Raw genomic sequence first — 24,635 nt, forward strand, 5'->3', positions numbered from 1 at the left:
TATCGCGAGCAGGCTCACTCCTACAGGGGTCTCCTCCAGCAGGAAAGTCCATGATCATGCAGAGAAGGCACCGAAAGGTGCCTTTTGTGTATCTGCCAGCGGCAAACCGGCATTACCCAGTGTCACTCTGCACACTCACTCTGATAACGTGCGTCTATCGATTGCAGCCGTTATGCTTGGCGCGCAACTTCATGGACGCTTGCTATGACTCTCACAGAATTACGCTACATCGTTACCCTCGCCCAAGAGCAGCATTTCGGCCACGCGGCCGAGCGTTGCCACGTCAGTCAGCCGACCCTGTCGGTGGGCGTGAAAAAGCTTGAAGACGAACTCGGTGTGCTGATTTTCGAGCGCAGCAAGAGTGCCGTGCGCCTGACTCCGGTCGGTGAAGGCATCGTTGCCCAGGCGCAGAAAGTCCTGGAACAGGCCCAAGGCATTCGCGAACTGGCCCAGGCAGGCAAAAACCAGCTGACCGCTCCGCTGAAAGTCGGCGCGATCTACACCGTCGGCCCGTACCTGTTTCCGCACCTGATTCCACAACTGCACCGGGTAGCCCCGCAGATGCCGTTGTACATCGAAGAAAACTTCACTCACGTACTGCGCGACAAACTCCGCAACGGCGAGCTCGACGCGATCATCATCGCCCTGCCGTTCAACGAAGCCGACGTGCTGACCCTGCAGCTCTACGACGAGCCGTTCTACGTGCTGATGCCGGCCCAGCACCCGTGGACGCAAAAAGAATCCATCGACGCCAGCCTGCTCAACGACAAGAGCCTGCTGCTGCTCGGCGAAGGCCACTGCTTCCGCGATCAAGTGCTGGAAGCCTGCCCGACCCTGGCCAAAGGCAACGACGGCGCCAAGCACACCACGGTGGAATCCAGCTCTCTGGAAACCATCCGCCACATGGTCGCGTCCGGCCTGGGCATTTCGATCCTGCCGCTGTCGGCCGTCGACAGCCATCACTACGCCCCCGGCGTGATCGAAGTGCGCCCACTGACGCCTCCGGTGCCGTTCCGCACCGTGGCCATTGCGTGGCGCGCGAGCTTCCCGCGTCCGAAAGCCATCGAGATCCTCGCTGACTCCATTCGCCTGTGCTCGGTGGCCAAGCCGCAAGCACCGGTGGTTGCGGCCTAAGTCGCTGCCATGACCGAGTTGTCGCAAGTGTCGGTCACGGCACTCAAGGGTGTCGGCGAGGCCATGGCCGAGAAACTGGCCAAGGTCGGCCTGGAGAATCTCCAGGACGTGCTGTTCCACCTGCCGCTGCGTTATCAGGACCGCACCCGTGTGGTCCCGATTGGCCATTTGCGACCCGGCCAGGACGCCGTGATCGAAGGCACCGTCAGCGGCGCCGACGTGGTCATGGGCCGTCGCCGCAGCCTCGTCGTGCGTCTGCAGGACGGCACCGGCGGGCTCAGTCTGCGCTTCTACCATTTCAGCAACGCCCAGAAAGAAGGCCTCAAACGCGGCACGCGGATTCGCTGCTACGGCGAAGCCCGGCCCGGTGCGTCGGGGTTGGAAATCTACCACCCGGAATACCGCGCCATCACCGGCGACGAGCCACCGCCGGTGGATGAAACCCTGACCCCGGTCTACCCGCTCACCGAAGGCCTGACCCAGCAGCGCTTGCGCCAACTGTGCATGCAAACCCTGACCATGCTCGGCCCGACCAGCCTGCCCGACTGGCTGCCGACCGAATTGGCCCGGGACTATCAACTCGCGCCGCTGGCCGATGCAATCCGCTACCTGCATCACCCGCCCGCCGATGCCGATGTCGACGAACTTGCCCTCGGCCATCACTGGGCGCAGCACCGTCTGGCCTTTGAAGAACTGCTGACCCATCAGCTATCCCAGCAACGTCTGCGCGAAAGCATGCGCTCCCTGCGCGCGCCGGCGATGCCGAAAGCCACCAAACTGCCGGCGCAATACCTGGCCAATCTGGGCTTTACGCCAACCGGCGCACAGCAACGAGTCGGCAACGAAATCGCCTACGACCTGAGCCAGCACGAACCGATGCTGCGACTGATTCAGGGCGACGTCGGCGCGGGCAAAACCGTGGTCGCGGCCCTCGCCGCGCTTCAGGCGTTGGAGGCTGGTTATCAGGTCGCATTGATGGCGCCCACGGAAATTCTCGCCGAGCAGCACTTCATCACCTTCAAGCGCTGGCTCGAACCGCTGGGCATTGAAGTCGCGTGGCTGGCCGGCAAGCTCAAGGGCAAAAACCGCGTGGCCGCGCTGGAGCAGATCGCCAATGGCGCACCCATGGTGGTCGGCACTCACGCGCTGTTCCAGGAGGAAGTGCAGTTCAAGAACCTTGCACTGGCAATCATCGACGAACAGCACCGCTTTGGCGTGCAGCAGCGCTTGGCATTGCGGCAGAAAGGCGTCGGCGGGCGGATGTGCCCCCATCAGCTGATCATGACCGCCACGCCGATTCCACGAACGCTGGCCATGAGCGCCTACGCCGACCTCGACACCTCGATCCTCGACGAACTGCCGCCCGGCCGAACCCCGGTCAACACGGTATTGGTCACCGATACCCGGCGTGTCGAAGTCATCGAACGCGTGCGCGGCGCCTGTGCCGAAGGGCGTCAGGCCTATTGGGTGTGCACGCTGATTGAAGAATCGGAAGAGCTGACCTGTCAGGCCGCCGAAACCACTTACGAAGACCTCACCGCCGCGCTCGGCGAGCTGAAGGTCGGCCTGATCCACGGCCGCATGAAGCCCGCGGAAAAAGCCGCCGTCATGGCCGAATTCAAGGCCGGCAATTTGCAGCTGCTGGTTGCGACCACCGTGATCGAAGTCGGCGTCGATGTGCCGAACGCCAGCTTGATGATCATTGAAAACCCCGAGCGCCTCGGCCTCGCGCAGTTGCACCAATTGCGCGGCCGCGTCGGTCGAGGCAGCGCCGCCAGCCATTGCGTGCTGCTCTACCATCCGCCGCTGTCGCAGATCGGCCGTCAGCGCCTGGGCATCATGCGTGAAACCAACGACGGTTTTGTCATCGCCGAAAAGGACCTCGAGCTGCGCGGCCCCGGTGAAATGCTCGGTACGCGCCAGACCGGCCTGCTGCAATTCAAGGTCGCCGACCTGATGCGCGACGCCGATCTATTGCCCGCCGTGCGCGACGCCGCCCACGCATTGCTGGAGCGCTGGCCGGATCACGTCAGTCCGCTGCTCGACCGCTGGCTGCGCCATGGGCAGCAATACGGCCAAGTGTGAGCACCGTCGCAGTTTGTGGACGATGCTTTTAAACAAGCTGGTTATACTCCTGCAATTGTTTGAATACGGATACAGACCATGACTGAAGCTGCCCTCGCCCCGGAACCCCTGCACGCTCCGTCTGTTATTCGGTTGCTGCTGGGCAAATTGGGCATTGCCTACGAAGAAGTCCTCGATCATCACGGCCTCAACGCCTCGCGCAAAGTGCAGGCGGTTCTGGTGGACGACGCCGTCGGTGCCTTGATGGTGCTGTTCCCGCAAAGCCAGTTGCTTGACCTCAATCGCCTCGCCGAATTGACCGGTCGCCGCCTCACCGCTGTGCCCACCGAACGCCTGGTGAAAATGCTCGGCAAGCACAACCTGAGCCTGCTGCCTGGCCTGCCGGCGCTGACCAGTTCGCCGTGCCTGTACGAAGAAAGCCTGCTGCGCGAACCGAAGTTGCTGATCAACTCGGGCGAGCCGGGCCTGCTGCTGGAAATCACCAGCGAAGATTTCAAAAGCATGCTGACCAAGGCCAGCGCCGCCAACTTCGGCGAGAACCTGACCAGCATCCGCCCCAACCTCGACCGCCCCGACGATGACCGCGAGGAAATCACCCAGGCCGTCCAGGCGTTCACCGCACGACGCATCCAGCAACGCCTGGAAGCCACCATCGAGATTCCGCCGCTGGCCGAGACCGCGCAGAAAATCATCAAGCTGCGTGTTGACCCCAACGCCACCATCGACGACATCACCGGCGTGGTCGAAACCGACCCGGCGCTGGCGGCCCAAGTCGTCAGTTGGGCCGCGTCGCCGTACTACGCCTCGCCGGGCAAAATTCGTTCAGTGGAAGACGCGATCGTGCGCGTCCTGGGTTTCGACCTGGTGATCAACCTGGCGCTGGGCCTGGCCCTGGGCAAAACCCTGAGCCTGCCCAAAGACCACCCGCAACACACCACGCCGTACTGGCAGCAATCGATCTACACCGCCGCCGTCATCGAAGGCCTGACCCGCGCCATGCCCCGCGCCCAGCGCCCGGAAGCCGGCCTGACCTACCTCGCCGGCCTGCTGCACAACTTCGGCTACCTGCTGCTGGCCCACGTCTTCCCGCCGCACTTCTCGCTGATCTGCCGTCACCTGGAAGTTAACCCGCACCTGTGCCACAGCTACGTCGAGCAACACCTGCTCGGCATCAGCCGCGAACAAATTGGTTCGTGGCTGATGCGCTACTGGGACATGCCCGACGAACTGGCCACTGCGTTGCGCTTCCAGCACGACCCAAGCTACGACGGTGCCTACGCTGAATACCCGAACCTCGTCTGCCTGGCCGTACGCCTGCTGCGCAGCCGCGGCATCGGCTCCGGTCCGGACGAAGACATCCCCGACGCATTGCTCGAGCGCGTCGGCCTGAGCCGCGACAAAGCCAACGACGTCGTCAGCAAAGTCCTCGAAGCCGAAGTCCTGCTGCGCGAACTGGCTTCGCAATTCAGCCAAGCCTAAAAGCATCGCGGGCAAGCCCACTCCCACAGGATTCACGCAATCCCTGTAGAAGCGAGGCTTGCCCGCGAAGAATCCAACTCGGTTTATCTGAGCTTCTCAAACCAAGTAGCGCGCAACAAACCCGCCAAAACGCTTATGCCACGGGGTGGAGTCGCGCCAGAGGTGGCCACACAGTACGATTCGGCCATCCGCCATGATCGCCATGTCCTGTACGGATTCATAAACATACTCAAGGTCGAAAACGACCCAGCCCCGAAGATTAAACGTCGGATCCAGGGTGCCGTCAGAGAGATACCGCGCAGTCACCCCTACCAATTGCTCCCAAACAGAGCCATCACCGCGGTTGCCGGCGACTACAATCGCTCCGTTTGCCTGCCAGGAACATCGATTCCAAGCCAGACCTTCAGGCAGCATGTCCGAATATAACGGCATTCCCCTGTTAAAGACCCGATTGAAAGATCCGCTGGAGTTCAGGACGACGATCATCCCGTATCGCAAACTGCCACGCCGCACATCACCAACCGCAACGATCCCCCCATCACTTTCTCTAACAGAGATTGCATTCATAAAAAACAATCGATAAGCGGGATCAGAAATGGTTACCGGAACACCTTCATTAAAGCTGGCATCCACCTGACCCTCGGCGTCGAACCGCAAGACATACCCGCCTCTGGAGTTATCCGAATCATTGGCGTAGTAACCAGAGACCAATACTTTTCCATCTACCTGCACGGCAATAGCGTCGACCTGATTCCGATTATGCGCCACGCCTGGAAGCTCAACGATTGCGGAGCCAACACCATTAAAAGTTTTATCGGTAGTGCCGTCTGAATTAAGTCTTAGTACAAGCCCTTTCGAAATACCGGGGCCAGGCGAAATGCTAGCAGCAAAGAAGATTTTACCGTTTGACTGTGCAACTGCGGAGTAGCCGGAATTGCCCGCCCGCTGAGGTTCCACTTCGGCCCCCTTCTCGCCATCCCGATGCAAAATATCCACCTTCACCCTCAACTGCTCGGGATTGCCAATTTCGTTGTAAGGAATGAAACGCCCACCACGAGCACCGAACGACTCTTCCAGAGTGCCATCCTGGCGCTGCCGTACAAACGCCAATCCGTCAGAATTTTTTGAGGTGTATTGGCCGTAAGTCACCCATCCCCCATCAGATAAAGGAATGAGCCCGAATATGGGATACACATAGGTATCCTCGAAGATCACGCGCACCACGCCGTTTTGTTCAACGCCAAATGTAGTGTCAAGCGCTCCATTCTCATTTAGACGCGCTACTGTAAACGAGCGCTCTCCCACGTATGGTTCGACGGCAATAAGCAACTTGCCCTCAGGTAGTGCGAGAATGGCCGACGAAATGGCCCCGGTAGTGCCAATCGGCACAGTTATTGAACCTTGATCACCAAACTCCGGGTCTAGTCTCCCCGCGCTTTTCTTTACTTGTCGCTGATTCATGATTTTGCCCTACCAAGATTTGAGTGAAGGTCCTTAATGGACTTCTCACATCAGTAGAGCAGTCAGTGGCACCCTCAAACACCTGTCATAAATAACAGCACTGCTGTCTTTGAGAGACACTCTTATGTCGCACGGAGCCAATGTTTCGCAATTCAGCCAAGCCTAAAAGCATTGCGGGCAAGCCCACTCCCATAGGATTCACGCAATCCCTGTAGGAGCGAGGCTTGCCCGCGAAGAATCCAACTCGGTCTATCTGAGTGAATCAAGCCAGATAGCGCAACATCCATCCGCCCTTAAAGCTCGGCAAAGGTTCACCGTCTCCCCACAAGCTTCCGCAAATAACAATGCGTCCATCAGCCATTAATGCCATGTCCAAAGCGTGCTCAAATCCTTTCTCACCGTCAAAAACAGCAAAGCCTTTACCGGCATTGAATGTCATGTCCAATGAGCCGTCAGAAAGATAACGCGCCGTCACCACTGCCATCTCCTCAGAGACGAAGCCTTGCCCGGTGCTTCCGGTGACACTGATTGATCCATTGGCGTGCAACGCACAGCGCGCCCAATCCTGCCCCTGCGGCACCAACTCAGAAAAAAGGGCCCGTCCGTTGTTAAAAGGAAGATTGTAGGACCCACTTTTGTTTAAAACGACGATCACCCCGTTTTGAACGTCCTTCTCTCGCGAATTCCCCACCGCAACAATCCTGCCGTCACTTTCTCTAACCGTGATGGCGCTCAACATCATCCAGCGAGGACTCGGAATGGTCACCGCAAGGCCGCCATTAAACGTGCGGTCTACTTGTCCCAGTGAGTTGAAGCAAGTTACGAAGGCTCCCATGGATTCGTCCTGTTTCACGTACATGCCAGTCACCAATATCTGGCCGTCTGCCTGAACCGCAACACCTTCGGCACCGCTCCATTCATGCTCGACACCTGGGAGTTCGACAATCGCGGAGCCAGTCCCGGCGAACGTCAGATCGGGCGAGCCGTCTGAATTACGCCGCAGCACAATCCCCTTCGGTTTTCCGGAAGTGTTGATAACGGAACTGACCAGCACGATCTTGCCATCCGACTGCTCAACCACGGAGACTCCGCTGTGGCCAGAGACCCGGGAGCGTCCTGCCGACGTCTTTTCGCCATGGCGGCCAGCAACCTCCAGCGTCACCCCACTGTGCTGGGGACTACCCAAATCATCATAAGGAATGAAGAGTTTTCCATCGCCATTCAAGGACGTATCCAGTCGGCCATCCTGAAACTGCCGCACGATGAGCAAACCGCCACCGCTGAACGATATGTATTGGCCAACGATCAGCCACCCACCATTAGCCAGAGGCGTGAGCCCGAATACATAGATGTCACTATCTTCGAAAGGCACTTCAACAAAGCCACGCTGCGCAGTGCCAAATGAGCGATCCAGCGTCCCGTCTTCATTCAGCCGCGCAACTATGACCGGAACGTTGAACGCTGTAGGCCTCATGACAACAAGCGTTTTGTTGTCATCCAATGGGAGAACCGCATCGGGGAATCCGTACACTTCAGAGAGCGGAAAGTCCAAAACACCAGAACCGTTAAATGTCGGATCGAGGCTTCCTGAGTTGGCTGGTTTCAGCTGGATCATGATCTTGCTCCATCAAGGTGAGTGGAATCCGCTATGGACCTCCCTCCCCCAAGTAGAGCATTCACAGTCACCCTATCGCGCCTGTAAAAACTGACAGTTCTATTGTCCTCTTGAGCCTAAATGATGACAGCGTGAGCCAGCACTGGATTTATCAACGAACAGCAGCAGGCTTCTTCTTCGGCTTCAAATACTTGGTCAACCCCTGAAACCAGATCACCAACGCCGGATTGCCCTTGATCTGAATCGACTTGTCCTGAATCCCCGTCATAAACGCCAACTGCTTGTTCTTCGCCTGCATCGTGGCAAAGCCATACGTTGCGTCTTTAAAGGCAATCGCAAACGCCGGCTCGGCATACACGCCCGACTTGCTGGTAATGCGCTGATCCTTCACAAAGAAATGCCGCGCCACCTTCCCGTCCAGGGTCTGTAGCTGGAACACCAATTCCTTGTCACCCAACTGCTGCTGAAACGCAGGATTAGTCCGACTGGCCTTACCCATCAACAAACCCAGCATCCACAGAAGAAAACGAAATTTCATGCGCACAGCCTCAAGAGAAAAGTGAACGGCCGGCGCAGTGTAGCGGCTTCAAGCGAGAACGCCACTGTTGTGCAGCGATAGAAGAAGATGCCGTGGTTTTTGACGCTGATGACTACCAAGTCATTGACGAAACGAGGGTGTTTAAAAGCGTGAAGATTTTGATCTTTCTACGCTCGACTCCCTCGGATATTTCCTTCAACACGTGGTGCTGTTCGTGAACTAGGCAGCCTTTGGCTTCACCGATAGTCTTTGTTCGTTACCGCAAAATCGGTGACACGGACGTGCAAGTCCGGTACATATCGCCGCACGGTCGCCAAACCGAACATCAAGCGTCTTTCTGCTCGATGTAAATACTTCATGGCGGCTGTGCGTGGGAGGTCCCTTTGGGGTCTGCCGGGGTCCGATATGCCCGGTCTTGCACACCTGCGCACGGCTGCCACCCTTATTCGAATGCAAGCGAAGAGGAGACAGCTACATCTAAAACACATATCGGAAATTACTAATGATCAAGCCAACACCGAATCCACCAGCCAACGAAGCCACCTCCCCCTACGAATCCCTCGATTCGAAGAAACTCCACGAAGCCGCCGAACGCGCCCTCAACCACCATTTCGCCCCACCACCCGGCGACAAACCCAAGCCTCGCAAAGGCAACCTCTTCGCCGTCTCCCCCGACATCGACACCGAAGCCCTCCTGGCCAACGCCTCGGAAGACCTGCTATCCATCAGCGCCATCGCCGCCAACCTGGCCGACGACGTGGATGGTGCACGACGCTCCTTAGCCTTGGCGCTAAGCAGATTGGCGGATGGGGTCCGGTTGTTGGTGGAGCGAGCGCTGGATCACATTGATTCGCCGAATCCGGCGGAGCATCGGGGGAAGGTGTAAGCAGGAACAAGGAGCGCGCCAACATTGGCGCGCTCCTAAAGATTTCTACAGTGCGAAATCCGAGACTTCAGTAAGCATCCAACATTGCCCACGCACGAAGCGATACTCAACCACGTAGTCCGTATCAGGCTTTTGCAAAATGGCCGTCGCCTTATCCCCTCTCTGCTCTTTGACGGTTAGCATCAAACCTTCAGCCTCTCGCTTCGCACGCTCAGGCACGAGTGGAAACTTGATCTGATCGTCCTTCAGCGAACGCTTTTCTTGTCGCGGCTCCGGCTCAGCATTCACCGTCACCACAAAAGTTAGGGGCCGTTGGACGAAGACCTTTTGAATGGCCGCACTCTCAGAGAAGGAAGCGAGAAAAGTGTTGAAGTCAGAGGATGGGCAGACAACGTCAGCAGTTTGAGCGGCTGGACCAGCCGAAATGTCAGGTGCAATCTTGTCCAGATAAACCGAACGCTCTCGGCTCATTCCCGTGATGCAACTGTTCACTGTCGTGACATAAGCAGGCTTGCCGGGCTCAAGCTCAAACGCCTCAAGATGGCAATTCGCATCGCGAAGCTTAATCCACGCACGCTGCGACTCCTTCACCTTCACCGCATACGTCGCCCCCAATTCGGGATTGGCTTGATACTGGGTTTCGAGCCGCGCCAGCAGTTCGTGATAACTCGTATTCAACTGTGAATCAGCACCAGCCTTCGACGCTTCAGAGCACTTATCAATTTGTAGGCTTGTCATGATCTCGTTGCACTCATCCTGAGCAAACGCCGTTGAAACCGGCAGAGCGGCCTGGAAAGTCAGCGCACAAAGAATGCTGAAAAAAAAGCGTTTCACTGTCTTCTATCCTTGATCTATTCAGATGAAATCCGAGCAACCGAATCAGGGGAGAGATCGGTGACACAAAGCTTTGGCTCATTCATTTCCCAGTAGGTGCTAAGCAGAGCTCTCTTGTCGCGCTCTACCCGCAGATTGGAGAAATCGTCGCCACAAGCTGGAGTCAGCTCCTTGAAAAAACCTGCTTCGGGCTGGTAAACAAAAATCCTGTGAATGGTGTAGGTGCCCATTCCGTCATCGATCTGCCAGACCGCAAAATCCTTTGCACCGTCGAAATTGAAATCGTCTATTTGCACATGCAGTTCGTTTTCAGCTTGAAAATCGATTGTCCGAGATTCGCTTTGGGTATCGCTTTTAACAGCGACCGTTAACATTGAGCCTTCCAGCACGAGCGTCGCTTCGACGTTTTTGGTTGGGCTGAAAGTGGTTGCCTCGGCAAATACCGGTGCCGTCCACAGCAGGCCGAGCAATGAAATGGCTAAATACTTGAATCGCATGTGCTCGCCCTACTCTCACTTCCATTCGGTTTCCAAAAAAGAGTCGGAGGCCATCTGAGCGCCCTGAGACACGACAACAAAGGGGACAGATTTATTTATCGAAAGCTAAACCTACTTTCCAAATAAATCCGTCCCTTTTTTGCTTCGTCCCATTTTTTCTTTTTGCTCTAAACTATTTCGACTCACCTTCGTACTGCTTCGTTTCTGGATTAAAACGCCATAGATGAGGCGTGGTTAGAGCTTCGTCTCCCTTGTACTTCACATTACCCCTACTATCCCTATCGTAGGAAAAAATCTGTATATCTTTAAACGAACCATCCCCACTTGAACTATCAAGCACCTTCACATCCGCAAAATAATCTCCGCCGACGGACCTAAGAAAACCACGACACTGAACTAAAAAACTGTATGTTAAATCTTTACTTGACCCTGCACTATCATACGAAACAAATATAGAATCCTTAACTCCATCCCCATTTAAATCTTCGCCATATACGACCCGACCTTCTTGCACCGAAAATTTTGCTCCATCTACTCTTGAAAGAGTGGCTACTGAACTACCATCCTCGGACCACTGCGATACAAAGTACTTAACCCCGTCCCTGGGGAAACAAACATCTACTGGGGCAGCACTAACTACTGGAGCAAGAAACATCAGTGCAAGTGCGAATTTCATATCAACTCTCCAGAACAAATGTATTTCGGCCAGTTCTTACAGCCCCTTGAGCTTCGCTAGCACCATGACCGATGCTGCCTGTGATTGTATCGTTCAACAAGGCAAGAGCTGTCAGTAATTTAGCGGTCAAGGCCGACTCATGAGCGTCCCCCCAACTGGTCACCGGAAGACTCCAGTTAACTCCAGTGGAGCCAGTTATCGTATTTTGAAGAACAGGTGAAACCTTATCATTGCCGTCAAAAACCACATGCGCAGGTCGATAAACATGCCATCGAAGAAGTATTGCTACTGACTTCTCGGAAGTATAAATTTTCCCTAGAGTACTATTCACAGTCGTTCCCCCAACTTGAAAACTTACCTCCCTACTCAGCATTTCCTTCAGTCTAGTTTTTGCCATTGACCACATTGCGGCTCTGTAGCTTGGAATAGTACGACCTGCCATACTCATTCGATAAAACCAATGCCAAGTCTTTAGATAGTGCGCTTCTTCTTTAGACTTAAGCAAGTCATTAAACTCACTATCAGCGTGCGTCTGCTGCGAAGGAATATGCGTATCGTTTGCGAGCCTCACCCAACCTGCATAGGTTCTAGTGTCTTCATTGTACAGCCTAGAATCACCCCAATCATACTTAGGATATAAACCAAACCCGCCAAACACCTTATTGAAAGCATCAATGTTTTGATTCTTAAGATATGCAATAAACCCTACCAGCTCACCTTTCTTGTACTCCCCATTGTCGTATAACCCCATCGTCCAATGGCAAGGCCCCGCAGAAATCAAAGCATTATCCCAAGCATTGAGAACGTCGAACCGACCGAAACATTCCGCTTCAGCTACCACCCTGATGGTCCGATATGTAGATAATGAAGGGGTATTTGTTTGTGCCGGATTTACAGCTGCCCCCGTAATATTTTGAACGGTCATGACAGTCTCAGGCGACCAGCTATGTCCTTTTGTGGCATTCGGCCCGCCGTAGGATCCAGATTGATAATAGCCTACCGACTGATACTGTGTTTGATCTCGTCCCTCTGGAAAAGAAAAGTGATTACTAAAATCCCTAACCATAATTCTCGGAGCTCCACCAGTGAAGCTATCATGGGCCCAAACATTACACCCTGAAGGAGCTAAATTTACTCTAGCCTCTTGGGTAATTGTCCAAGCCTCGAACACAACCGGGCATCTATAATCATTATCTAGCCAGTGTTCTATTGCGATTCTGGTTTTTTCGTTTACCACACCACTTATTGGCCCAGTATATCTACTAGCATTCGCTGCTGACTTAAGACCATCTACATAATAACTAACAGGACCCGCGGTACTACCGCTCACGGTAGGAGACTTCCCTGCCTTGGCAACGATATCCGCTGAACCATCATAGTAAACGTCTAAATTATTTACTTTTACAGGGGAGCCAGCCGGATCTAACAGTAGCTGCCCTCTTTTCTCATCTCTAACACATGCGACCTGACTCATCGACGCGTATATCTGAAACTCTCTAACAGCCCATTCAGTTCTGGTTCCAAAATCCCCACCAGGTTTACCGAGTACGGAGAAACCTAAGCTAATTAGATCTTCCTGAAGCTTTCGGACATGCTCGGGAACAGCTAGCGCAGCCCCACTCCCCAGAAATACAGCCGCTGTTTCTGCATTGACTAGCGTCAATACAGGGTTATCGTTACCCCCCCAACGCGGAGGTGTATTCTGGGCCGGTTTTCCATCATGATCTCCACGCCGAAGATCAAAATTTCCATAAATCATTGCTTACTCCATTATGCAATATGCTGCTCTTCCAAGCGTTTAAAGTCGCCGGCAGAGAGGTAACCTTTATCCGTTAACTCACACGAGCGATGGAAGCAACGGGTGGCGTACTTTGTTTTCGGGCCATTTTCCCCGTCGATCTTTCCGTCATAGAATCCAAGGTTCTTAAGTCGTGATTGAAGCCCCTTGATATCCGAAGCTTCCGACTGTGCTCTTAAATCCAGTTCCCATTGCCATGGCTGCGACTCTGCGCCGAATGGATAAAAAGTAAGTTTTCCTTTCTTCGCATCATGTGGAACTGGTTGATCTACAAATCCATCAGCAGATGTCGTGCCTTTATAAGTTACGCCATCCACTTCCAATATATAGGACTGTCCAGCAATTCCTTTTTTATCATAGGGACGTTTCATTTGAATGCGGAAACTCTTACCGGGAGCTTCCGCCGGAGAAGGCACCGCATTCCCCAACGCCTGATCCATCAAACTCCCCGCCTTATCCTTATCCGCAGCCCCCGGCAACACCGGTGGCTTAATCCCAATCCCCGTCCCACTCCCCGCCGACCCACCGGCATTGATCTTCACCACCGGCCCAACAACCGTCACACCACCCGCATCGAGCTTGATAAAGCTCCCACCGGCCTTAACCGTAAGCTCCATCCCAGCCTCGATAACAATCTTGTCCCCAGCCTTGAGGTGTATTTCCTTCCCCGCACTGGTCAGCTGCGCAGTCCCCAACTTCACATGCTGGTTCTGCCCAATCGTCAGGTGATCATCCACCCGCACTTCACTCTTGCGATCCGCAATCGTGGTGCGATGCTCTTCAGCCTTCAGCTCGGTGTAAGTGTTCTTCACCACGGTGTCGTGGCGTTCGTTACCCACGCGTATCTTCTGGTCATGCTCAATGTTTTCATCCCAATCCCGCTGGGCATGAATAAAGATCTGCTCCGCCCCTTTCTTATCTTCAATCCGCAGTTCATTAAACCCACCGCCCCCCGGTGAGCTGAGGGTTTTGAACACGGTGCGAGTCTTGTTCGCCGGCAGGTCGTAGGGAACGAGGTTTTCCTTGTGGTACAGGCAACCGGTCACCAGCGGTTGGTCAGGATCCCCTTCAAGGAACGTGACGAGCACTTCCATGCCGATGCGCGGGATGGCGATGGCGCCATAACGGTCCCCGGCCCAACTCGAAGACACGCGCATCCAGCAACTGGTTTTGTCGTCGGCCTGGCCTTCGCGGTCCCAGTGGAATTGCACTTTGATGCGGCCGTACTGATCGCAGTGGATTTCTTCGCCCTTGGGCCCTGTGACCATGGCGGTCTGGCTGCCGAGGACGCGGGGTTTCGGGTGTTCCAGCGCGGGGCGGTAGAAGACGTTCCATGGGGTGGCGAGGAAGCGGTTGCGGTAGCCCTGGTGGAAGTCGTCTTTGTTGTCGGTGGTGTCGCTGGTCACGGACTCTTCGAGGACTTGCGGTTGTTTGCCTTCGTGGACGATTTCGGTGAGCAGCCAGAGGTCGTTCCACTCGGTACGCGGGTGGTCGGACATTTCCAGGAAGTGGCCGCTGATCAGCCTGGTCTGGTCGCCGTGGCCTTCGGCTTGTTGGTAGTCGGCGCGGTGGCGTTCGAGGGCGCGTTGGCTGAGGAATTTGCCGCGCGCGCGGTCGAGGAATCGGCCGGGGTAGTCGTAATCTTCCAGATCCGGTTCGGTGCTTTCGCCGTCGGGTTTGTAGGCGGCTTCGAGTTGCAGGCGTGGTTTTTCGAAATCGTAGTCGCGGCGCGTGACGCGGCCGGTGCGGGTTTCGAGGCGCAGTTTGAAGCCTTTGATGACGGGCTCATCGGCGACCATGCCGCTGCCTTGCACATACGCGGTTGGCTGGCCGAGCTTCGGAAATACGGTCTGGTCGTCGCCGAACACCAGCAGATGGCCTTTGTCGCTGTGCTGGAAGTGGTAGTGAATGCCTTCCTCTTCGCACAGGCGCTGGACGAAGTGCAGGTCGGTTTCGTCGTACTGCACGCAGTAGTCGCGGTCCGGGCATGGCTGGCTGAGCTGGAAGCGGTAGGCGTTGCCCTTGATGCCGTGCTCGTCGAGGATCAGCGCGATGATTTTCGGCGCGGACATCTGCTGGTAGATGCGCTGGTTGGTGCGGTGATGCAGGTATTGCAGTTGCGGCACCAGGGAGATTTTGTAGCGGGTCAGGCGCTTGCCGGCATCGCCCTGGGCGACGCGGTAGATCTGGCCATGGATGCCGGAACCCTGTGGATCGAACGCCAGGAACGCCTGTTTGTGCAGGAGTTTTTCCAGGTCCAGATCGGGGTTTTCGCTGACCAGTTCGAGGTCGAAGCGATACGGCTGGCTGATGCCTTCAGTGCCGGTGAACGACAGCACTTGCAGGTCGCCCACGTAGTCTTCAACAGTGAGGCTGAAGTGGGTTTCGTTAGCGGAGTTGAACATTGCTTGCTCCCTGTTCGGTAGTCATCCGTTACGCCCGCAGTCGCAAGCGTTGCAGCAAAGACGAAGTGGCGCCCAGGGCGTCACGCAGTTGGGCGGCGGTGATGGTGCGCTTGGCCGCATCGAAAGCCAGCGCCGTTCGCAGGGCTGGCCAGCAGTGTTTCGGTAGATTCCTTGGAGCGTGCAGCTCGCGTTCGAGGTGGCCGTCGCGGGCTTCGGTCGACGGCAAGCGGCGGAACGGGTGTTTGCCGCCCGCCAGTTCGTAGAGCACGCAGGCCACGCCGTAGACATCTGCACTGGCCGACAGCGGTTGACCTTCAAGCAGTTCGGGGGCGGCGTAGCCCGGGGTCCAGGCGTTGAAGCGGTCGCGGCTCAGGTGTGGCAAGCCAGGCAGGATGCCCTCTTCAGCCTGGCCGAGGCCGAAGTCGAACAGGCGCACGCCTTCTTCGCTGAGCATCACGTTGCTTGGCTTCATGTCACCGTGCAGCACGCCGCGAGCGTGGGCGTAGGCCAGCGCGTCGAGCAGCGGCAGCGCGATGTCGCGCAGTTCTTTCCACGGCAGGCCCAAGGGGCGCTCGCAGAGCAGTTTGTCCAGGGTCAGCCCACGCATGAGTTCCATGGTGATGAAGGCGCGCTGGCAATCGGTGTCCACTTCAAAGCTGTGCAAGCGCAGCACGTTGTCGTGGCGCAGGCGCCGGATCAGGGCGAACTCGCTGTAGAGCAAGGCGCTGGCGTCCGGCGATTCGGCAAATTCTTCGCTGAGGATCTTCAGCGCTATGTAAGGGTCGGGATCGCCGAACTGTTCGCTCAGCAAGTCCCGTGCGCGGTAAACCGCGCCCATGCCGCCGGCACCGAGCAGACGCTCGATGCGGTAACGGCCTGCGAGCACGTCGGGCATTTCGCCGATGCTGGCCTTGGTTGGCGCCAGCGCGGGCTCAGCTTTATGCGACTTGGCGAACGCGAAGTAAGTCAGGTTATTGGCTTCCTCGTCGGTCACCAGCAGGTCGTCGAGCGGCGGCATGAGTTGGGTCATTGTCGGATCACCACGGCAGTCAGGTTGTCCCGGGCCGAGCCACGCAAGGCGCCGTCGAACAGACGCTCCAGCGCAACGTGCGGCGCGGTCAGGCTCAGGGCGTTGCCCAAGGCATCGCTGCTGAGTCCTTGGTACAAACCGTCGCTGCACAACAGAAACGTATCGCCGGGGTAAACCTCGAGTTCGAGCACGTCCAGCGTCAGCACATCAGCCGCCCCGACCGCACGGGTCAGGGCATGGGCCGATGGATGCGCACGGGCGTCCTCGACGCTCATGTTTTGCTCGTCGATCAGTTGCTGTTGCAGCGAATGGTCCTTGGACAGCTGATACAAACGCTGGCCGCGCCACAGGTAGCAACGGCTGTCGCCGGCCCAGATACAGGCCGCTCGATTGCCTTCCACCAGCAGCGCCACCACGGTGCTGCCCATGATGCTGTCATGGTGCCCGGCGGTGACGGTCAACTCCTGACCCAAGCGGCGATTCAACCAGTGCAGGCACTGGCGAATGCCTTTGAGTCGTTCGTCGAAGTCGTCCTGCACCGGCAATTCCGCCAGGCTGGCGACGATCAACTGGCTGGCGATGTCGCCACCCTGATGACCGCCCATGCCGTCCGCGACCACCCACAGCCCTTGCTGTGGACAGTCGAGGAAAGCATCTTCGTTGCGCGCCCGAACCTTGCCCGGATCGGTACGCGCAGCGCTGCGCCAGGGACTGGCAACCAGCATCAGAGCTGCACCGGCATACGGAAGGTGCGCAGCACGCCCATGTCGAACGGGTTCGGCGTGCGCTGGCTGCTGAGCAGGTAATTGGCGCGCAGGCCACCCACGTCAGCTTTCAGGACCATCACGTCGCGACCGTTCAGGTACTCGGTCTGCATCAGGTCGAACAGACGGAACAGCGACCACGGGCCGGTGTTCTTCTCGATGCCGATCGGGCGGCCAGCCATTTTGTCGAGGACCAGGCTGGTGCGACCGTCTTCAGCGTCGGTCGGCCATTTGAAGGACACCGGCACGATCGGGCCGTGACGGTATTCGATGGTCTTGTCGCCAAACTTGAACTCGGAACGGCTGACAGCCGGGTCGAGGGTGTACGGCTCCAGTTTGAACTGCACTTGCGGCTCGGCCGGGTTGACCGAGAAGAAGCTCTGGCGGATCACTTGGGCCGCGGCCATCTGGTCGAGGTAGACCTTGGAGATCGGCATGCTGTGACCGTCGATGGAACGCAGACGGTAATTGCCTGGATCGCCACTGACGAACGGACGCATGTAGGTCTCGAAGAAGCGATCGTTGATGCCCTGCGCCTTGAAGAACTCGCGGAAGTCGCTGATCGCGACGTCGCTGGTGCTGTGGGCGCTGAACGGGTAACGCTTGTTGATCGCCTTGCCGTAGAAGCTGTACAGCTCGCTCTGATAACGCTGGTTCAGGTACTGGTAGGAATCGTTCAGCACCAGACGCCAGGTGTCTTCGGCCAGCACGTTGAACCAGACGCTGACGGGACGCGGCAGACGGTTCGAGGCATTGCGCAAGTTGCTCAGCGCATCACGCTGGCCGCTCATGCGAGTCTTGGCCATTTCGAACGCGGCCTGATCCGGGGAACTGGCACGCGCCAGGCTCGCCAGTTGCAGTTGCAGATCGTTGAGCGCCGTCAGTGCCGGGGTCAAATCAGCGGCCGGGCCGTTGTTGTCATCCAGCAGACGGTGCAACGGTTCGAAGCGGCGTTGCAGGGATTTCTTCGCGGTATCCGGCAGGTTTTTTATCGCCGCCATCTCCGAAGCCTGGTCCGCTGCGGCAGACGCCAGTTTGCCCAGCTTGCCCAATTTGCCTTTCTGATCGGCCAGTGCTCCAGCGGCTTCAGCCGCTTGCTCAGCCGGTTCGGCTTCTGCCGGGAACCGGGTGTTCTCGCGCACTTCCACCAGCAGTTGCAACACCGGGGAATTGGCCGACGTCAGGCCCGCCAGTTGCTCGGCGCCCTCGCCCGCATCATTGATCGGTGGCAGGGCAACCTGGCCGACCGCTTCACTCCAGAAGTTGGCGTAGTCGCGGAAGTACAATTGCTCCAGTTCGACCATCAGGCGACGCAAGTCCATGCCGCTGATGCCCGCGCCTTCGCCCAGTACCCAGTTGTCACGCAGGATATCGGTGACCAGCGCGCTGCCCTGGACCGAGAAATACTGCTGATAACCCTGCTGGGTGTAGAACCCCGGGATCACGTAATCGGTGCCGACAAACAGCGAAGCCTGCGGACCGATGTGTTGGCTCAGACGGTATTCCGGCAGGTTGCGGGCCTGCTCGCGCAGCATCCGGTAAACCACGTTGGCCAGCGACTCGCTGCGCAATACCTGACGCGCTTGGGCCACCAGTTGATCGTTCAGCGGGTAGATAAACGGCTGCTTGAGCAGACGCTCGAAGTGCGTGTTCAAACCGTTCTGCACCGCGGTGTTACCGGCGTAACGCTGGGACCAGTCAGTAGCGACCCAATCCTTGAGCCATGCCGCATCGCGACGATCCTTCATGTTCAGCATCAGGTACGCGCGCAGGCTGTTGAGCAAGCGTTCGCGGTCCTTCATGTTGGCGCGGATCTGCCCTTCCAGCAGCGTCGCAACCTTCGGCAGCAATTGCGCTTCGAGCTCACGTTCGTAGGCGTCCTTAACCACCGGATTGACCTCTTCACCTTGGTACAGTCCGCCACGTTCGTGGTAGGACACGTCACCTTTTTTCGGGAAGACCTGGGTCGCCGCATAGCTGGTGTCGAGGGTCTTGAGCACGGCCATGGAATCATCACGCGCGGTCAGGGCCGAGCGCTGCTGAGTCCAGTTGGTCGCCAGGTTGCGCAGGTTTTCCAGACGCTCGTAGTTGGCGGAGAAACCGCCGGCCCAGAGCATGCCGAACAGCGCCAGTGCCGCCAGTGCGCCCACGTACAGGGCACGTTGCCCCCAATGGATGCGGCTGCGTTCGCGCTTGTCCAGACCCGCCAGATCGGCCTCGGGGAAAATCACCCGGCTGAGCAAATGGTGGATAAACCGCGAACGGCCACTGCGCAAGGTCGGCAGCATGCCGGCGCTCATGCCCAGACTGGCGCCGATGCCGGCGGTGGTCTGGTCCATCTCTTGAGTCAGGTGCGGGGCGCTGGTCAGGTAGAAACCACGTAACTGGCTGACACGCTGGTAGCGGTTGCCGGTGAACGCCATGTCGACGAACAGGCACAGGCGCTCGCCGATCTGCCCCAGTTGATGCGGGAAGTCGAGGATGCGGCCACGGCGCTGGGTGTCGCGCTCCTGGTGCATGCGCATGATCACTTGGCTGTTGAGGCGACGCAGCAGCTCTTCGAACTCGGCGCGCAGAACGGCAACGTCGGTGCCGCTCTGCTCTTTGCGGAAGCTGGTGCCGAGCACCTGATCGCTTTCTTCACGGGTCAGTTGATCGAAGAACTCGTCGAAACCAAGCAGCTTGTCGGCCTTGCTCAGCACCAGATAAACCGGCACATCGACATGCAGTTTTTGATGCACGTCTTGCAGACGCGCACGCACCTGGCGAGCCAGGGTGTCGAGGTCCTGTTCGGTGTTGCCCAGCAGCAATTCAACCGGGATGGTCACCAGCACGCCGTTCAACGGACGGTTGCGGCGACGCTTGCGCAGCAGGTCGAGCAAGGTGCTCCAGGCACTGCCATCGACTTCGGCATCCGGCTGGGTCAGGTAACGCCCGGCGGTGTCGATCAGCACACCGTGGTCGGCGAAGTACCAGTCGCAATGACGGGTGCCGAGGGTGTCGCGGGTCAGCTTGCGGTCGATCTTGTTGATCGGAAACTCAAGGCCCGAGAAGTCCAGCAGGCTGGTCTTGCCACTGCCCTGCGGGCCGATCAGCAAATACCACGGCAAGTCACTGCGCCAGCGTTCGCTGCGACCGCGATACAGGCTCGAGGTCTTCAGGGTTTTCAACGCATCCTTGAAGCGCACGCGAAGTTCTTTCTGCTCTTCGTCGATCAGCTCTTCACGGCGGATACGATCCTGGCCGTCTTCGGTGTCTTCGATAGCCTTTTTGCGTACGCCAGCGCGCCAGCTGACGAAGACCATGGTCAGGCCCCAGATCAGGAACAGCACACTGATGGTCAGCAGGCGGGAGGTCGAACCTTCCCAGAACTTGTAGTCATCAACGGCCAGCAGCGGCCCGACGAACCACACCAGCAGCGCGACAAACAGCACCACCAGCAAGGTCCAGACCCAGGTCTTGCGCAAGAATGCGCCGACTTTCTTGAAAAACTTTTTCATCACACGTCCCTGTTTACGGCTGCGACTGCGGCTGGACCGCGGCCGGATCTAGCTGCTGAAAAGGTTGCAGAACGGTTTCGCGTTGCTCGCCCAATACCCAGGCGAAACCCGAATACATCACCACCAGGCAGACCACGGTGAACAGCACCACCATCCACGCCGGCACGATGCGCACCAGGCTGCGGCGCTGATCGTTCAAGCCTTCCCAATGCGGCGACAACTCACGAGGCACGTCGCCGCGCAACTGACGGATCTGGCGATACAAGGCGTCGCGGATGCCTTCGAGCTCGAGCATGCCGCGGGCTTGCACCCGGTATTTGCCTTCGAAACCGAGGGACAGGCACAGGTACATCAGCTCCAGCATCGGCAGGTGCTTGACCGGGTTTTTCGACAGGCGATCGAGCAGCTGGAAGAACTTCTCGCCACCGAAGGTTTCGTTGTGGAAGCTGCTGAGCAGGCTCATCTGCGACCACTCGCTTTCGTTGCCCCACGGCGTGGTCACGACGGCTTCGTCGACCACGGTGCAGAGCACGTAACGCGCGGCCATCACCTGGCTGCTTTCGGCGCCGTTGTGCAGGGCGCGCACTTCAAACAGTTTCAGCCCGGCAGTCAGGCGCTCGTTGAGCGCGTACATGTCTTCGCGGGTATCGCTGTGCTTGAGGCGCACCACTTCCGACAACAGATCGGACGCCGCGGCCACCAGCGAATTGAGGCTGATGTTGAAGGATTCCGCCGGGCGCAGGCGCGCGGCATAAATCATCCGTTCTTCAAGCTGTTCGAAGCGCGGCGGTGCAGCGAAGTCTGTCAGCGGACTCGAAGCAGGGCCGTGGCCCTGGCGGTCGAGCAGGACGGTTTTATCGTCCTGGTTATGTTCCATGTCCTTGATCATGTCGGTCAGTTCCTGATGGCCCAGAATTTCAGTTCAAGCTCGGCAAATTCGCCGGACACGTGGAACGCGAAGCCGCCGGAGCGCTCGAGTTGTGCCAGGTCTTCGGAACTGAGTTCGAGAATGAAATAGGTTTTGTTGGAGTGGAACGCGATCTGCCGTGGTGCAACCGGCAACGGTTTGACCTTGATCCCCGGCAGGTGCAGGTTGACCAGCTGGCGGATGCGCTCCACCGGGCCGACCTTGAGGTGCGCCGGCAAGCGGTGGCGCAATTCTTCGGAGTCGCAGTTGGCACTGGCGGCGAGCACGAACGAGGCCGAGCCCAGCAGTTTATGGTCGTGCAACGGCGAGACGATGATCCCGTACTGACGCGCTTGCAGCACCAGTTCGATGGCGTGCTGTTCGAGCACCATCGACAGCACCTGACGAATCGCTTCCATCAGTTTGCGGAAGCTCGCGCCCTGGTCGCTGTGCTGGTAACGGCTGTCCAGACGCGGGCGTTTACTGTCGCTGGAGAAGGTTGCCAAGTCGCCGAGCATGGTCAGCAGCGTGCGGTACAACTCTTCCGGGTGAACCTGCTCCAGGCCGAGGTAGTGACGCAGCAGCAGTTCGGTGCGGTTGATCAGTTGCAGCATCATGAAGTCGCCGACTTCCGCGCCACCGACCTTGCCGTTGGAACGGATGCGCTCGGCGATGGTGTCGCCACGGTGACCGAGCATGCTGATCACTTCTTTCAGGCACGACAGCAAGTAGCTGGAGGCATGCGCCTGAATGTAGGTCGGCACGAAATCCGGGTCGAGGCTGATCACGCCGTCGGGCGTGGTGTCGAGCACGTCGCAGATTTTCAGCTTCACGTAAGCCTGGTCGCTCTGTTGCTCACCGAGCAAGAGTTTGAAGTCCGGGCGGCCACAGCTGACCTGGCTGGCTGAGTCATCGCCGGCGTTGGAGTCGGCCACTTCCGCTTCATACGCGGTATAGCGCGCCAGCACGTCGGATTGCTCCGGGCGGCGGGACTCGATGTGATTGCCGGTGACCAGTGGCAGTGCCAGGTAGATCGGCGTGTTGCCAGTGTTCGGCGGCACGTCGAGGGCCAACGGCTCGGTGTTGCCGCCGAGTTCGAACAGACTGCCGTCCGGCAGAATCCCCGAGGCCTGGCTGATCACCAGTTTGCCCATGTTGAGGAACTGCAAATCGATTTCCAGATTGAGGAAGCCCCAGGTGTAGCTGCCCAGCAACTGGGTGCGGGTCTTCATCTGGTGGTCGTAATAACGGTCGTTATGCTGGAAGTGCTGCGGACGCAGCAGCATGCCTTCCTGCCAAATGACTTTATGGGAATTCATGTTCAGTCATCCGCCTTGGCGAGCGTTTCGTTGCTGTTGCGAATACCGGCCTGATCGAGAGTCAGGTCTGCGTCGGTGACTTCCACCGGGGTGATTTGCACCGTATAGCGCCATTTGGTTTCCGGCAGGTCGCGGTAGGCGGCGAGGATGCCGACGTAGCGGCTGCCCTCCTCCACGCTGAGCTTGAGTTCGACGGTTTCGCCCGGGCGCAGTTCGAGTTCTTCGCTGGCCACCAGGTCCGGGGCCAGGGATTCCTTGGCGCGCTCGTACAGGCTGAAGAAGTCAGCGTTCTCGAAGGTCACCGGGTGCTTGAGCTCGAACAGGCGCACGACGATCGGCGACGGACGCCCGTTGAGGTCCGGGTTCAGCTGATCGCTGGCGGTGAGCTTCAAGTTGAGCTTGGTGACGTGGGAATACGGCGACAGCGACGAGCAGCCAGCCAGCAGCACCAGGGCCGCGAACGCCGTCAGCGTCTTGAAAAAAGCGGTCGAGCAGCGAGACATGCGCATCATCCTTGGTGGTCGGTGTGAAGGGTGGAAATCAGGCGGATCTGTTCTTCGTAGGCCTGGGCGAAATCGCGAGCCAGCAGGCGCTCGCTCCAGTCATCGTCCTGGCGCAGGGCCTGGTGATAACGACCGTAGGCTCTCCAGCGGCTGCCGGACGTGGCCAGCAACGGCTTGTTGTCGCGCTCGAAACGCAGGGTCAGTTGCTGCGGCGAGAAGTGTTCCAGCGTGCCGCGAACGGCGGCGCGGCTGGCGGTCAGCAATGCCACCTGATGCGCCTGCAAATCACGGAACGCACGGGAGATCGCTTGCTCGGGCGGCATCTGGCCCGGCTTGTTCGGCTGCAACAAAATGCCCAGCGCTTCGCCGGCATCGACGGCGAATTTCAGCGGGTTCTTGTGAGTGCCTTGCACCGTGGTCTGGGCCAGGCGCAGTTCGTTTTTCAGTTCGCTGCGGGTGCGCAGGCTCTGCTGCAACCCGCCGACGCTTTGCTTGAGCAAGCGCGCAGCGTTCAGCGCCAGGGCTTCGCGGGCGTCGTGGTCGAGGCCTTTGAGGTCCACGCCCAGCGCGGCGCCGAAGTGCTCCCAGAAACCTTCGCTCTGACGCTCGACCGCTTTGGGCGGTGGAGCAGGGGCTGGCTCTGCCGGGGCGTTGATCAGCTCCGGGACCATCAGGCTTTCCATGTCGATGCGGGCGTAATCGGCGCGCTGACGGGTGTCCTCAATGGTCGTGCTCGGGGAGATCAGTTCGTCGATTTCCGAATACACGCGCTCTTGCTGATCGAGAGCGTTCAGCGGGTCGAGGTCGAGGAACGCATCGTCCGGAATGATGCTGCCGGCCGCTTGCGGACGGCCGACTTCGACGTCGAAGGTCGCCGGATCGCGGACCAGTCGCGCACGGATCTCGAAATCACCCAGCACGTACACGCTGCCGTGCTCGATGCGCATCGCTTCGCCCTTGCGCAGGCGCGCGCCGCTCTCGCTGTCCTGGATACCGTTGCTGCTGGTATCGGTCAGGAAAAACGTGCCTTCGCGGTAGCTGATCAACGCGTGGTGGTTGGACAGATGACGCTTGCGGTCAGGGATGATCCAGTCGCAGTCCTCGCCCCGGCCAATCACGCCACCGGCCTGTTTGAAGGTCTTCTGGCACAAATCCGTGGGCACGAATTGCTTGGTGTTCAGCATTTCGAAAACCAGTTCCATGG

Annotated in this window: 19 protein-coding genes; 4 read left to right on the plus strand and 15 right to left on the minus strand. The window is 58.1% G+C overall.

The annotated features are described in order from the left end of the window. Positions 1–204: 204 nt before the first annotated feature. The 3 genes from JIO00_RS28955 (at position 205) to JIO00_RS28965 (ending at position 4,698) form a co-directional block, all read left to right on the plus strand. Positions 205–1,134: a hydrogen peroxide-inducible genes activator gene (locus JIO00_RS28955; RefSeq protein WP_010465236.1), complete on the plus strand. Its 930-nt coding sequence runs from the start codon at positions 205–207 to the stop codon at positions 1,132–1,134. Positions 1,135–1,143: 9 nt separating this feature from the next. Then, positions 1,144–3,219 (plus strand): ATP-dependent DNA helicase RecG, encoded by a 2,076-nt coding sequence (gene recG, locus JIO00_RS28960; protein ID WP_200667294.1) that lies wholly within the window; start codon positions 1,144–1,146, stop codon positions 3,217–3,219. Positions 3,220–3,297: 78 nt separating this feature from the next. Then, entirely contained in the window at positions 3,298–4,698 is a 1,401-nt protein-coding gene (locus tag JIO00_RS28965; protein WP_010465239.1) for an aminoacyl-tRNA deacylase and HDOD domain-containing protein, read from the plus strand. A 96-nt stretch (positions 4,699–4,794) separates the two neighbouring features. On the opposite strand, the gene JIO00_RS28970 is transcribed toward JIO00_RS28965, so the two are convergent. The 3 genes from JIO00_RS28970 to JIO00_RS28980 all read right to left on the minus strand — a co-directional run bounded on the left by JIO00_RS28970 (position 4,795) and on the right by JIO00_RS28980 (position 8,312). Next, positions 4,795–6,159 (minus strand): hypothetical protein, encoded by a 1,365-nt coding sequence (locus JIO00_RS28970; RefSeq protein ID WP_200667295.1) that lies wholly within the window; start codon positions 6,157–6,159, stop codon positions 4,795–4,797. 262 nt (positions 6,160–6,421) lie between these two features. Further along, positions 6,422–7,774 (minus strand): hypothetical protein, encoded by a 1,353-nt coding sequence (locus JIO00_RS28975; protein WP_102594930.1) that lies wholly within the window; start codon positions 7,772–7,774, stop codon positions 6,422–6,424. A gap of 151 nt (positions 7,775–7,925) precedes the next feature. Beyond that, complete coding sequence (locus tag JIO00_RS28980) at positions 7,926–8,312, minus strand: helicase (RefSeq protein WP_102594931.1); 387 nt, start codon at positions 8,310–8,312, stop codon at positions 7,926–7,928. A gap of 502 nt (positions 8,313–8,814) precedes the next feature. On the opposite strand from JIO00_RS28980, the gene JIO00_RS28985 reads away from it, so the two are divergent. Further along, positions 8,815–9,198: a DUF6124 family protein gene (locus JIO00_RS28985; protein WP_200667296.1), complete on the plus strand. Its 384-nt coding sequence runs from the start codon at positions 8,815–8,817 to the stop codon at positions 9,196–9,198. 45 nt (positions 9,199–9,243) lie between these two features. Here JIO00_RS28985 and JIO00_RS28990 read toward each other — a convergent pair whose 3' ends face one another. From JIO00_RS28990 to tagH, 12 genes are all read right to left on the minus strand, one after another. Next, positions 9,244–10,032 carry a lysozyme inhibitor LprI family protein gene (locus tag JIO00_RS28990; RefSeq protein WP_234452916.1) on the minus strand — a complete coding sequence of 263 codons (789 nt, stop codon included), beginning with the start codon at positions 10,030–10,032 and terminating at the stop codon, positions 9,244–9,246. 17 nt (positions 10,033–10,049) lie between these two features. Then, the gene (locus tag JIO00_RS28995) at positions 10,050–10,529 is read right to left on the minus strand and encodes an XAC2610-related protein (RefSeq protein WP_059181945.1); all 480 of its coding nucleotides are present in this window, start codon (positions 10,527–10,529) and stop codon (positions 10,050–10,052) included. 172 nt (positions 10,530–10,701) lie between these two features. Next, a complete protein-coding gene (locus tag JIO00_RS29000; RefSeq protein ID WP_234452917.1) occupies positions 10,702–11,205 on the minus strand; it encodes a hypothetical protein in 504 nt (167 codons plus the stop codon). Between the two features lies 1 nt (position 11,206). After that, a complete protein-coding gene (locus tag JIO00_RS29005) occupies positions 11,207–12,964 on the minus strand; it encodes a peptidoglycan-binding domain-containing protein (RefSeq protein WP_081853979.1) in 1,758 nt (585 codons plus the stop codon). A gap of 11 nt (positions 12,965–12,975) precedes the next feature. Beyond that, the gene (tssI, locus tag JIO00_RS29010; protein ID WP_200667298.1) at positions 12,976–15,408 is read right to left on the minus strand and encodes a type VI secretion system tip protein TssI/VgrG; all 2,433 of its coding nucleotides are present in this window, start codon (positions 15,406–15,408) and stop codon (positions 12,976–12,978) included. A 28-nt stretch (positions 15,409–15,436) separates the two neighbouring features. Beyond that, the gene (locus JIO00_RS29015; RefSeq protein ID WP_077748566.1) at positions 15,437–16,438 is read right to left on the minus strand and encodes a serine/threonine-protein kinase; all 1,002 of its coding nucleotides are present in this window, start codon (positions 16,436–16,438) and stop codon (positions 15,437–15,439) included. Further along, positions 16,435–17,163 (minus strand): PP2C family protein-serine/threonine phosphatase, encoded by a 729-nt coding sequence (locus JIO00_RS29020; protein WP_077748565.1) that lies wholly within the window; start codon positions 17,161–17,163, stop codon positions 16,435–16,437. Before JIO00_RS29020 ends, JIO00_RS29015 begins: the two co-directional genes overlap by 4 nt. After that, a complete protein-coding gene (gene tssM / locus JIO00_RS29025; RefSeq protein WP_083375451.1) occupies positions 17,163–20,702 on the minus strand; it encodes a type VI secretion system membrane subunit TssM in 3,540 nt (1,179 codons plus the stop codon). The genes JIO00_RS29020 and tssM overlap by 1 nt, the downstream gene beginning before the upstream one ends. A gap of 13 nt (positions 20,703–20,715) precedes the next feature. Next, positions 20,716–21,591: a type IVB secretion system protein IcmH/DotU gene (icmH, locus tag JIO00_RS29030; RefSeq protein ID WP_010465262.1), complete on the minus strand. Its 876-nt coding sequence runs from the start codon at positions 21,589–21,591 to the stop codon at positions 20,716–20,718. A 5-nt stretch (positions 21,592–21,596) separates the two neighbouring features. Further along, positions 21,597–22,928, minus strand: a complete 1,332-nt coding sequence (gene tssK, locus JIO00_RS29035) for a type VI secretion system baseplate subunit TssK (RefSeq protein ID WP_200667299.1) — start codon at positions 22,926–22,928, stop codon at positions 21,597–21,599. Between the two features lie 2 nt (positions 22,929–22,930). Next, on the minus strand, positions 22,931–23,431 hold the full coding sequence (gene tssJ / locus JIO00_RS29040) for a type VI secretion system lipoprotein TssJ (protein WP_010465266.1): 501 nt from the start codon (positions 23,429–23,431) through the stop codon (positions 22,931–22,933). 5 nt (positions 23,432–23,436) lie between these two features. Further along, entirely contained in the window at positions 23,437–24,633 is a 1,197-nt protein-coding gene (gene tagH / locus JIO00_RS29045) for a type VI secretion system-associated FHA domain protein TagH (RefSeq protein ID WP_010465268.1), read from the minus strand. Positions 24,634–24,635 lie beyond the last annotated feature (2 nt).

The sequence above is a fragment of the Pseudomonas sp. SW-3 genome (assembly GCF_016615645.1).
GTDB classification, from domain to species: Bacteria; Pseudomonadota; Gammaproteobacteria; order Pseudomonadales; family Pseudomonadaceae; genus Aquipseudomonas; species Aquipseudomonas mandelii.

Excerpts from the sequence above, each read along its gene's own strand:
- JIO00_RS28995 (WP_059181945.1), bottom strand. The coding sequence starts at position 10,529 with ATGCGATTCAAGTATTTAGCCATTTCATTGCTCGGCCTGCTGTGGACG.
- JIO00_RS28965 (WP_010465239.1), top strand. The coding sequence starts at position 3,298 with ATGACTGAAGCTGCCCTCGCCCCGGAACCCCTGCACGCTCCGTCTGTT.
- tssK (WP_200667299.1), bottom strand. The coding sequence starts at position 22,928 with ATGAATTCCCATAAAGTCATTTGGCAGGAAGGCATGCTGCTGCGTCCG.
- JIO00_RS29015 (WP_077748566.1), bottom strand. The coding sequence starts at position 16,438 with ATGACCCAACTCATGCCGCCGCTCGACGACCTGCTGGTGACCGACGAG.
- JIO00_RS28975 (WP_102594930.1), bottom strand. The coding sequence starts at position 7,774 with ATGATCCAGCTGAAACCAGCCAACTCAGGAAGCCTCGATCCGACATTT.
- JIO00_RS29005 (WP_081853979.1), bottom strand. The coding sequence starts at position 12,964 with ATGATTTATGGAAATTTTGATCTTCGGCGTGGAGATCATGATGGAAAA.
- JIO00_RS28985 (WP_200667296.1), top strand. The coding sequence starts at position 8,815 with ATGATCAAGCCAACACCGAATCCACCAGCCAACGAAGCCACCTCCCCC.
- JIO00_RS29020 (WP_077748565.1), bottom strand. The coding sequence starts at position 17,163 with ATGCTGGTTGCCAGTCCCTGGCGCAGCGCTGCGCGTACCGATCCGGGC.
- tssJ (WP_010465266.1), bottom strand. The coding sequence starts at position 23,431 with ATGTCTCGCTGCTCGACCGCTTTTTTCAAGACGCTGACGGCGTTCGCG.
- tssI (WP_200667298.1), bottom strand. The coding sequence starts at position 15,408 with ATGTTCAACTCCGCTAACGAAACCCACTTCAGCCTCACTGTTGAAGAC.
- icmH (WP_010465262.1), bottom strand. The coding sequence starts at position 21,591 with ATGATCAAGGACATGGAACATAACCAGGACGATAAAACCGTCCTGCTC.
- JIO00_RS28955 (WP_010465236.1), top strand. The coding sequence starts at position 205 with ATGACTCTCACAGAATTACGCTACATCGTTACCCTCGCCCAAGAGCAG.
- JIO00_RS28970 (WP_200667295.1), bottom strand. The coding sequence starts at position 6,159 with ATGAATCAGCGACAAGTAAAGAAAAGCGCGGGGAGACTAGACCCGGAG.
- JIO00_RS29000 (WP_234452917.1), bottom strand. The coding sequence starts at position 11,205 with ATGAAATTCGCACTTGCACTGATGTTTCTTGCTCCAGTAGTTAGTGCT.
- tssM (WP_083375451.1), bottom strand. The coding sequence starts at position 20,702 with ATGAAAAAGTTTTTCAAGAAAGTCGGCGCATTCTTGCGCAAGACCTGG.
- JIO00_RS28980 (WP_102594931.1), bottom strand. The coding sequence starts at position 8,312 with ATGAAATTTCGTTTTCTTCTGTGGATGCTGGGTTTGTTGATGGGTAAG.
- tagH (WP_010465268.1), bottom strand. The coding sequence starts at position 24,633 with ATGGAACTGGTTTTCGAAATGCTGAACACCAAGCAATTCGTGCCCACG.
- recG (WP_200667294.1), top strand. The coding sequence starts at position 1,144 with ATGACCGAGTTGTCGCAAGTGTCGGTCACGGCACTCAAGGGTGTCGGC.